At 66.7% G+C, this 7,674-nt stretch carries 8 protein-coding genes and 1 pseudogene; 7 read left to right on the top strand and 2 right to left on the bottom strand.

The window, feature by feature from the left end:
- The 5 genes from GJ693_RS11960 to GJ693_RS11980 all read left to right on the top strand — a co-directional run.
- Positions 1-454, top strand: a 454-nt coding sequence (locus GJ693_RS11960) for an RNA polymerase sigma factor (RefSeq protein WP_235902848.1), incomplete at its 5' end; no start/stop codon positions are given.
- Positions 447-1,166 (top strand): anti-sigma factor, encoded by a 720-nt coding sequence (locus GJ693_RS11965; RefSeq protein WP_156256524.1) that lies wholly within the window; start codon positions 447-449, stop codon positions 1,164-1,166. The genes GJ693_RS11960 and GJ693_RS11965, both read left to right, overlap by 8 nt.
- Positions 1,167-1,323: 157 nt before the next feature.
- Entirely contained in the window at positions 1,324-1,902 is a 579-nt protein-coding gene (locus tag GJ693_RS11970; protein ID WP_156256525.1) for a phosphoribosyltransferase, read from the top strand.
- On the top strand, positions 1,899-2,924 hold the full coding sequence (locus GJ693_RS11975; protein ID WP_156256526.1) for an adenosine deaminase: 1,026 nt from the start codon (positions 1,899-1,901) through the stop codon (positions 2,922-2,924). The genes GJ693_RS11970 and GJ693_RS11975 overlap by 4 nt, the downstream gene beginning before the upstream one ends.
- Before the next feature lie 58 nt (positions 2,925-2,982).
- Positions 2,983-4,512: an acyl-CoA synthetase gene (locus tag GJ693_RS11980; RefSeq protein ID WP_156256527.1), complete on the top strand. Its 1,530-nt coding sequence runs from the start codon at positions 2,983-2,985 to the stop codon at positions 4,510-4,512.
- Here the strand turns inward: GJ693_RS11980 and GJ693_RS11985 are convergent.
- A complete protein-coding gene (locus tag GJ693_RS11985; RefSeq protein WP_156256528.1) occupies positions 4,509-4,985 on the bottom strand; it encodes a hypothetical protein in 477 nt (158 codons plus the stop codon). The two genes, GJ693_RS11980 and GJ693_RS11985, sit on opposite strands and share 4 nt — an antisense overlap.
- A gap of 4 nt (positions 4,986-4,989) precedes the next feature.
- A complete protein-coding gene (locus tag GJ693_RS11990; protein WP_156256529.1) occupies positions 4,990-6,489 on the bottom strand; it encodes a tetratricopeptide repeat protein in 1,500 nt (499 codons plus the stop codon).
- A 41-nt stretch (positions 6,490-6,530) separates the two neighbouring features.
- Between GJ693_RS11990 and GJ693_RS11995 the strand changes: the two genes are divergently transcribed.
- Both GJ693_RS11995 and GJ693_RS12000 read left to right on the top strand, forming a co-directional pair.
- Entirely contained in the window at positions 6,531-7,139 is a 609-nt protein-coding gene (locus tag GJ693_RS11995) for a 2-hydroxychromene-2-carboxylate isomerase (RefSeq protein ID WP_156256530.1), read from the top strand.
- A 122-nt stretch (positions 7,140-7,261) separates the two neighbouring features.
- A pseudogene (locus tag GJ693_RS12000) lies at positions 7,262-7,674 on the top strand (ImuA family protein); the annotation flags it as partial.

Here is a 7,674-nt window from a genome sequence, read left to right on the forward strand (position 1 = left end):
GCGCCGGCTGGCGCATGCGCTGGCGCGGCCGCCGGCCGATCCCGACGATCTGGCCCAGGCCAGCGTGGAGCGTATGCTGCGCGCCCGCGACCAGTGGCAGCCGGGCACCCGCTTCGACGCCTGGGCCTTCCGGGTGATGCGCAACCTGTGGATCGACACGGCGCGCGCCCAGGCCCGCCGCAACGCAAGGCAAGCGCCAGAGGAGGACGGACTCAATATTGGCGAGGACCCGCGTGGCCAGCTGGAAGCGCGATCAGAGCTGGCGGCGGTGCAGCGGGCGCTGGCGCAGCTGCCGGAGGAACAGCGCGAAGTCGTGGTGCTGATCACCGTCGAGGGACTGGGCTATGCCGAGGCGGCGGCCATCCTCGATCTGCCGATCGGCACGGTTTCAAGCCGACTGCTGCGCGGGCGCACCGCCCTGCTGCAGCTGCTGCGGGAGAATGACCATGGTTGATGATGCCACACTGCTGGCCTGGATTGATGGCGAACTGCCCGCCGACGAAGCGGCGCGGGTTGCCGCCGAAGTGGCTGCCGATCCCGATCTACAGGCGCTGGCAGACGCCCACCGCGCGCTGGCAAAGCGCTTGCAGACCAGTTTCGACGCCGTGCTGGCCGAACCAGTGCCGGATCGATTGCTGCAGGCCGTGACGGCGCCGCCGGCGGCCACAGTCACCGATCTTGCCGCGTTCCGCGCCGCGAAGGCCGAAGCAGCCGCACCGCCGCGCCGCTGGTGGCCGCAAGTGACAGCGCTCGCCGCCAGCCTCGCCCTCGGCCTGTTCATGGGGCGGGCCACGCTGGACGATGCGGCGCCCGGCCTGGTCGTCACCAGCCCGTCGGGCCTGAAGGCAGGCGGCGTGTTGGAAGTGGCCTTGAACGACCAGCTGGCAGCGTCGCCTGCCGCCGGCCCGGTGCGGGTGGCGCTCAGCTTCCGCGACACGCAGGGCCGCGTCTGCCGCAGCTGGCAGGCGCAGGCCCAGGAAGGCATTGCCTGCCGAAGTGGCGATGGCTGGGCCGTGACGGCGGCACTGGCGCGCCCGCCGGAAGCCGATGGCCGCTATCGCATGGCCAGCGGGCCCGGCGTGGCGGCGCTGGTTGATGGCATGATCGCCGGCGAGCCGTTCGATGCGGCGCAGGAAGCGGCGGCCAAGGCAAAGGGCTGGCGCTGAACCCCTGTCCTACGCCTGGAAAAAATGTCACCCTGCCGGGCATGACGCCTGATCCGACCCTTGCCATGTTTGTTGCGAATGGCTGCGAAAAAACCGGGCGAAACCGTCGCCTTTGTCGCCTTCCGGCCAATTCGGCCGACAGCGCGCGGGTGACAGCATGAGTGAGGTGAAAAAAATCTGGCTCACCGCCGATGCCCTGCTGGCCGACAGTTTCCGGCTGGCGCGGCAGGTGCTGGAAAGCGGCTTTCGCCCGACGCACCTGGTGGGCATCTGGCGCGGCGGCGCACCGATCGGCATTGCCGTGCAGGAATTCTTCGATGTGCACGGCGTGGAATGCGATCACATCGCCATCCGCACCGCGAGCTACACCGGCATCGACCGCCAGTCGAAAACCGTGAAGGTCTATGCGTTGGGTTATCTGATCGACACGCTGAACGCCGATGACCGGCTGCTGGTGATCGACGATGTGTTCGATTCCGGCCGCAGCATCGAGGCCTTCCTGACCGAATTGCAGGCCCGCTGCCGCGCCAACACGCCGACCGAACTCCGCATCGCCACCGTCTGGTACAAGCCGGCGCGCAACCAGACATCGCTCAAACCCGATTATTTCATCCACGAAAGCAACGAGTGGCTGGTGTTCCCGCACGAGATCGACGGGCTGACCCCAGACGAGATCCGCGCCCACAAGCCCGCCGCCGAGGTGATCCTGGCGCCGATTGAAGGATTGACCAAGTGACCGGCTTTGCCTCTCCCGAAGCCCGCGCCGCCTTCATCGCCGGCCTGCCCAAGGCCGAGTTGCACCTGCACATTGAAGGCAGCCTGGAGCCGGAGATGATGTTCGCGCTGGCCCGGCGCAATGGTGTCAAACTCGCGTTCGACAGTGTCGAGGCGATCCGTGCCGCCTATGAATTTTCCAACCTGCAGGATTTTCTGGACATTTATTACCAGGGCATGGCGGTGCTGCTCACCGATCAGGATTTCCATGATCTCACCGCCGCCTATCTCGACCGCGCGGCCGCCGATGGCGTGCGCCATGTCGAGATCTTCTTCGATCCCCAGGGCCACACGGCGCGCGGCGTGCCCTTTGCCCATGTCGTCAGCGGCATCGCCCGGGCGCTGGCCGCCGGCGAAGCGCGCGGGATCAGCTCGCGGCTGATCATGTGCTTCCTGCGCCATCTTTCGGAAGCCGATGCCCAGGCGACGCTGGATGAAGCGCGGCCGTGGCTGCAACTGATCCATGGCGTCGGGCTCGATTCAAGCGAAGTCGGCCACCCGCCAGAGAAATTTGCCCGGGTCTTCGCCCGTGCCCGGGATCTTGGCCTGAAGATCGTCGCCCATGCCGGCGAGGAGGGCCCGCCCGCCTATGTCTGGCAGGCGCTGGATGTGCTTGGCGTGGATCGCATCGATCATGGCAATCGCGCGCTGGAGGATGCAGCGCTGGTGGAGCGCATCGCTGGCGACGAGCTGACCCTCACCGTCTGTCCGCTGTCCAACCTGAAATTGTGCGTGGTCGATGATCTGGCCCGCCACCCGCTGCGCCGCATGCTGCAGGCCGGGCTGAAGGCGACGGTGAACAGCGATGATCCGGCCTATTTTGGCGGCTATGTGAACGCCAATTTCATCGCGGTTGCCAACGCGCTCGACCTGACGCGCAACGAAATCGTCACCCTGGCCCGCAACAGCTTTACCGGCAGCTTCCTGCCCCCCGAAGCCCAGGCCCCGCACCTCGCCGCCATCGACGCGTGGGCCGCCGCCTGACAATTGACGCTGCCGAGCCGGCGCGCCACACAGCGGGCGGGGATTGGGGAGCATTGGAATGACGAAAGCGGATATTGGCTTGGCCAGCTGGTTCACCCGGCGGGTGCAGCAGACGCCGGACCGGCCAGCGCTGACCTTCGAGGGCGCCACCCGCAGCTATCGCGAGATGGGCGACGCCGTGAACCGCCTCGCCACCGCCCTGCGCGCCGGCGGTATCTGCAAGGGCGATCGTGTCGGTTTCCTCGGGCTCAACCAGCCGCTCTATTTCGATCTGCTGTTCGCTGCCGCCCGGCTTGGCGCCATCTTCGTGCCGTTGAACTTCCGCCTCACCGGGCCGGAGCTTGACTATATCATCAACGATGCCGGCATCCACACGCTGGTCGTCGATGCCCCGCACCGGCCGATCATCAACAGCGTGCGCGGCCAGTTGTGTTGCCGGCGTTTCCTGTCGGCCGATGGCCCCGCTGACGGTTGGCGGCCAGTGGCCGATTTCGTCGGCAGGTCAGCCCCGCTGGCCCAGGGCGAGGCCGCCGCCGACGATGACATCGCGGTGATCATGTACACGTCGGGTACCACCGGCCGGCCCAAGGGCGCCATGCTGACCCACGGCAATTTCTGGTGGGCCAACATCAACTCGCACCTTGGTTCGGACGTGCTGGAAACCGATGTGACGCTGGTGATGGCGCCGCTGTTTCATATTGGTGGACTCAATGTGTCACCGCTCACCTGCTGGCAGAAGGGCGGCCATGTCGTCCTCCACCGCGGCTTCGATCCGGCGCGCTTCATCGCCGATGTGCAGTATTATCGCGTCACCACCACCTTCGCGGTGCCGGCGATGCTGCTGTTCGTCAGCCAGCAGCCGGATTTCGCCAGCGCCGATCTGTCGAGCATCCGCATGATCATCTGCGGCGGCGCGCCGGTACCAGAGCCCTTGCTGCGGCTCTACAATGGCCGCGGCATCCCGATGAACCAGGGCTATGGCCTCACCGAAACCGCGCCATCAGGCACGTACCTCGGCCCCGAATTCGCCCTGGCCAAGCTGGGCTCGGCCGGCCGGCCGATGATGTTCGTCGATCTGAAGATCGTGAACGAGGATGGCCGCACGCCGTTGCCCGCCAACGAACGCGGCGAAGTCCTGATGCGCGGCCCCAACATCATGCGGGGATACTGGAACAAGCCCGAAGCCACCGCCGCCGCCATCGATGCCGAAGGCTGGTTCCATAGCGGCGACATTGGCTATCTCGATGCGGAGGGCTTCCTCTACATCTGCGACCGGCTGAAAGACATGATCATCAGCGGCGGGGAGAATATCTACCCGGCCGAGATCGAGGCTACGCTCTATGACCATCCCGCCATCGCCGAAGTGGCGGTGTTTGGTGAACCATCCGAGAAATGGGGCGAAAGCGTCACCGCCGTCGCCGCGCTGAAACCGGGGCAGAGCCTTGACCTTGAGGCCCTGCGCGCCTGGGCGACCGAGCGCCTCGCCCGTTACAAATTGCCGACCCGGCTGGAGATCGTCGACGCCCTGCCGCGCAACCCGGCGGGCAAGGTGCTGAAGTTCGAGCTGAGGGACCGGTTCCGGCGTTAGCGCGGATCGAGCATGTCGCGGAGCACAATGCCACCCACCAGTCCGGCCGTGACGAACAGGGAAAGTGGTCCCACAAAGCTCGAAACTTCAGCAGCGGGAATTTTTCCGGGCGCCATGGCAACCGCAACCGATATGGCCAAAAATCCGCAAGCTCCACCGTTGAGAAGCCAGAACAGGCCCCGCACTGCTGTGTTTTCAACTCGCTTGGCAAGCACCGTTCCAAGACTTGCCGCCAACAGCATGGGAGCGAAGTTTGCCATCAAGAATAATAGAAATGTAGAAGTGAATTGAAATCCAATCACTATCGCAGTTTTCTCATGTGACGAGTTTGATAATAAAAAATCAACAACAACGATAAATCCGTTCACAACACCGCTGACCAAAGCAGCCAGAAGCGCAGACTTCAGCAACTTTCCGAAGCTCGGAGATTTTCTATCTGGCTCGAAGCCCGGCCGCAAACTTTCGTTGGTCATGGTGTCACCGCGGCGGGGCCACAGCCGCCGGCAGGTCGCGGCCATATTTCAGGAAGGCGGCCTTCACGTCGGGCCGGGCCTTGAGGGCGCGCAGGGCGGCCTTGGTCATCCGGTCCGGCGCATTGGGCCGGTCGTTGATCAGGAAGGGCTGGAGTTCGAACAGCACATCATCGCGGCTGCTTTCGTCCTCCAGCCGCTTGATCAGCACGGCGGCGGCTGCGTCCGGCTTGCCCAGGCACGACAAAGCGGACTGCACGGCGCGGTTGTTGCCGTCCTTCGTCCAGCCAGATGGAAGCGCTGCGGCGGCCTGCTGCGCGTCGGCCAGCTTGCCCGACCGGGCCAGCGCGCAGACGCGGATGCCGGCCAGCGCCTGGCGGCCATAGGGGTTGAGATCGGGGCTGTCAGCGGCAGCGACGCGCGCCAGGGCATCGGCGTGGCGGCCGGCTTCCTCGGCCATGTCGGCCGCAATGATGCGGAAGGCGAGGCCGCTCGGCCGGCCTTCGGCGGGCAGGGCAGCAACGGCATCGAGCGCCGCCAATGCCTCGTCGGTGCGGCCAGCATCGCTGAGCAGGGCGGCCTTGAGATTGAGCGTCCACAGTTCGCGATTACTCATCTTAGCCAATGCGTCCGGCGTGGCACCGATGTCCTTGATGCGCTCCAGCGCCTCCGGCTCCTTGCTGGCGATGTTGAGCGCTTCGGCCACCCCGGCGCGGGCCACGATCGATTGCGGGCTGGCGGCCAGGCGCTTTTCGGCTGCCGCGATGAAGGCCTGGTCAGCGATGTCGGCGCCAGGGCCGAGCCGGGCTTCCAGCGCCGGCCACAGCGACTGGTAGCGCCGGTCGATCGCCAGCCGGGCGATGTTGGCGGTGTTGACCAGCGCCGCGATGATCGGCTTGGCATCGTCCAGCCGGTCGCGCTTGGCCAGGCCGGCGATCACCTGCAGCCGCAGGGCATCGCCATCGCTCACCGTCTCCTCGGCCGGGGCATAATTGGCGGTGACCAATGTGTAGGCGAGATCAAAGGCGCGCTGCTCGTCGCTGGCGGCGGCATGCTGCACTTCGCCAACCAGGTCTGTCGGCAGCTGGGCCAGCCATTTCGGGTTGGTGGTGGCGACCAGCTGCAGCGTCTGCCCGGCACCGGCCACATCGCCGGTCAGGGAGCGCAGCACGAAAAGCTGGCGCAGCAGCAGCGGGGTGGGGGTGATCGCGGCGTCCACAGCCAGCTCGATGGCGGCGCGGGCTTCAGCGAACTTGCCGAGCCGGGCGAGGGCAAAGCTGCGCAGGCCTTCGACCTGGCCCTTGTCGGCCGGCAGATCGGACGCTTCCAGCAGCGGATCGAGGATGGCTAGCGCTTCGGCCGGCTTGCCATTGTCCACCAGCCCGGCGGCCTGGGCCAGGCGCTCCTCGCGGCTGGGGGCGGCGGCCGGCGCGGTGGTGGGCGCCGCTGCCATCAACAGCGCGGCCAGCGGTGCCAGCAAAAAGAGCGGTTTGAAACGATGCGTCATGGCCCCACAGTAACGGCAACACGGCGTTTGGGGAGAGGGGCATGACGGCACAGGTGGAATTCTTCTTCGATTGTTCGAGCCCGTGGACCTATCTGGGCTTTGAAGCCTTGGTGAAGGCGGCGAACGAGGATGGCTTTGGCGTGTGTTTCCGCCCGTTCCTGGTCGGCGGCGTGTTCAACACGGTGAACCCCAGCGTCTATGAAATGCGCTCCAAGCCGGTGGTGCCCAAGGCGCGCTATTTCACCAAGGACCTGCACGACTGGATCCGCCGATCGGGCCTCAGCATCAAATGGACACCCAGCATCTTCCCGATCAACAGTGCGCGCGCGATGCGGCTGTGCCTGGTGGCGGCCGATGCCTCGGTGTGCGAGCCGGTCGCCCGCCGCATCTTCCAGCTCTATTGGGGCGAGGACCGCGACATCAGCCTGCCCGATGTGCTGGCCGAGGCGGCGGCGGCCGGCGGGTTAGGCGCGGCGGCACTGGAACAGGCCGATGCGCCGGAGATGAAGGCGAAGCTGCGCGCCAATACCGACGAACTGATTGCCCGCGGCGGCTTCGGCAGCCCAACCTTCTTCGTGGCCGGTGAGGACATGTATTTCGGGCAGGACCGGATCCTGCTGGTGCGCGAGGCGGCGGCGCGGGCGCGCTGATCCCTGCGACAGACCAGCCGGCTTGACTCGGGGGAGCGGCTGGCGGCAACGTGAACAAAAGTGGAACATGTTGCTGAAAGTGAGTCGTTCTGTTGCCGCCTGTTGCCCGCCTGGTGCCACCTGTGTCCCCGCCTGTCCCGGTCGCTGCCGGGCGGCTGGCGCTGGATGGCGGGCGCGTGGATGCGGCGCTGGGCGGCGGGCTGCTCTTGGCGGGGTGCCATGAAATCTATGGGCCGGGCGGCACCGCACTGGCGCTGATGCTGGCGCTGGCCGCCCCGCGCACGGGTCCGATCCTGTGGCTGGCCGATGCCCGCGGCGAGGATGGGCGGATTTATGGTGCGGGCCTGGCCGAACTGGGCGGCGATCCCGGGCGGCTGTGGTGGGTAGCAGCCGGTGGCGCCGTCCCGATGCTGCGCGCCGCCGCCGAGGCGCAGCGCTGTGCCGCGCTGGCCTGCCTGGTGATCGAGGCGGGGAGTGCCAGCGCCGTCGATCTGACCGTGACGCGCCGGCTGCAACTGGCGGCGGCCGCCTCTGG

This window comes from Sandarakinorhabdus oryzae (genome assembly GCF_009733735.1).
Classification (GTDB): Bacteria; Pseudomonadota; Alphaproteobacteria; order Sphingomonadales; family Sphingomonadaceae; genus Sandarakinorhabdus; species Sandarakinorhabdus oryzae.

What these genes read in the sequence shown, in the direction of transcription:
- GJ693_RS11980 (WP_156256527.1), top strand. Translation starts at nt 2,983, where the DNA reads ATGACGAAAGCGGATATTGGCTTGGCCAGCTGGTTCACCCGGCGGGTG.
- GJ693_RS11995 (WP_156256530.1), top strand. Translation starts at nt 6,531, where the DNA reads ATGACGGCACAGGTGGAATTCTTCTTCGATTGTTCGAGCCCGTGGACC.
- GJ693_RS11990 (WP_156256529.1), bottom strand. Translation starts at nt 6,489, where the DNA reads ATGACGCATCGTTTCAAACCGCTCTTTTTGCTGGCACCGCTGGCCGCG.
- GJ693_RS11985 (WP_156256528.1), bottom strand. Translation starts at nt 4,985, where the DNA reads ATGACCAACGAAAGTTTGCGGCCGGGCTTCGAGCCAGATAGAAAATCT.
- GJ693_RS11965 (WP_156256524.1), top strand. Translation starts at nt 447, where the DNA reads ATGGTTGATGATGCCACACTGCTGGCCTGGATTGATGGCGAACTGCCC.
- GJ693_RS11970 (WP_156256525.1), top strand. Translation starts at nt 1,324, where the DNA reads ATGAGTGAGGTGAAAAAAATCTGGCTCACCGCCGATGCCCTGCTGGCC.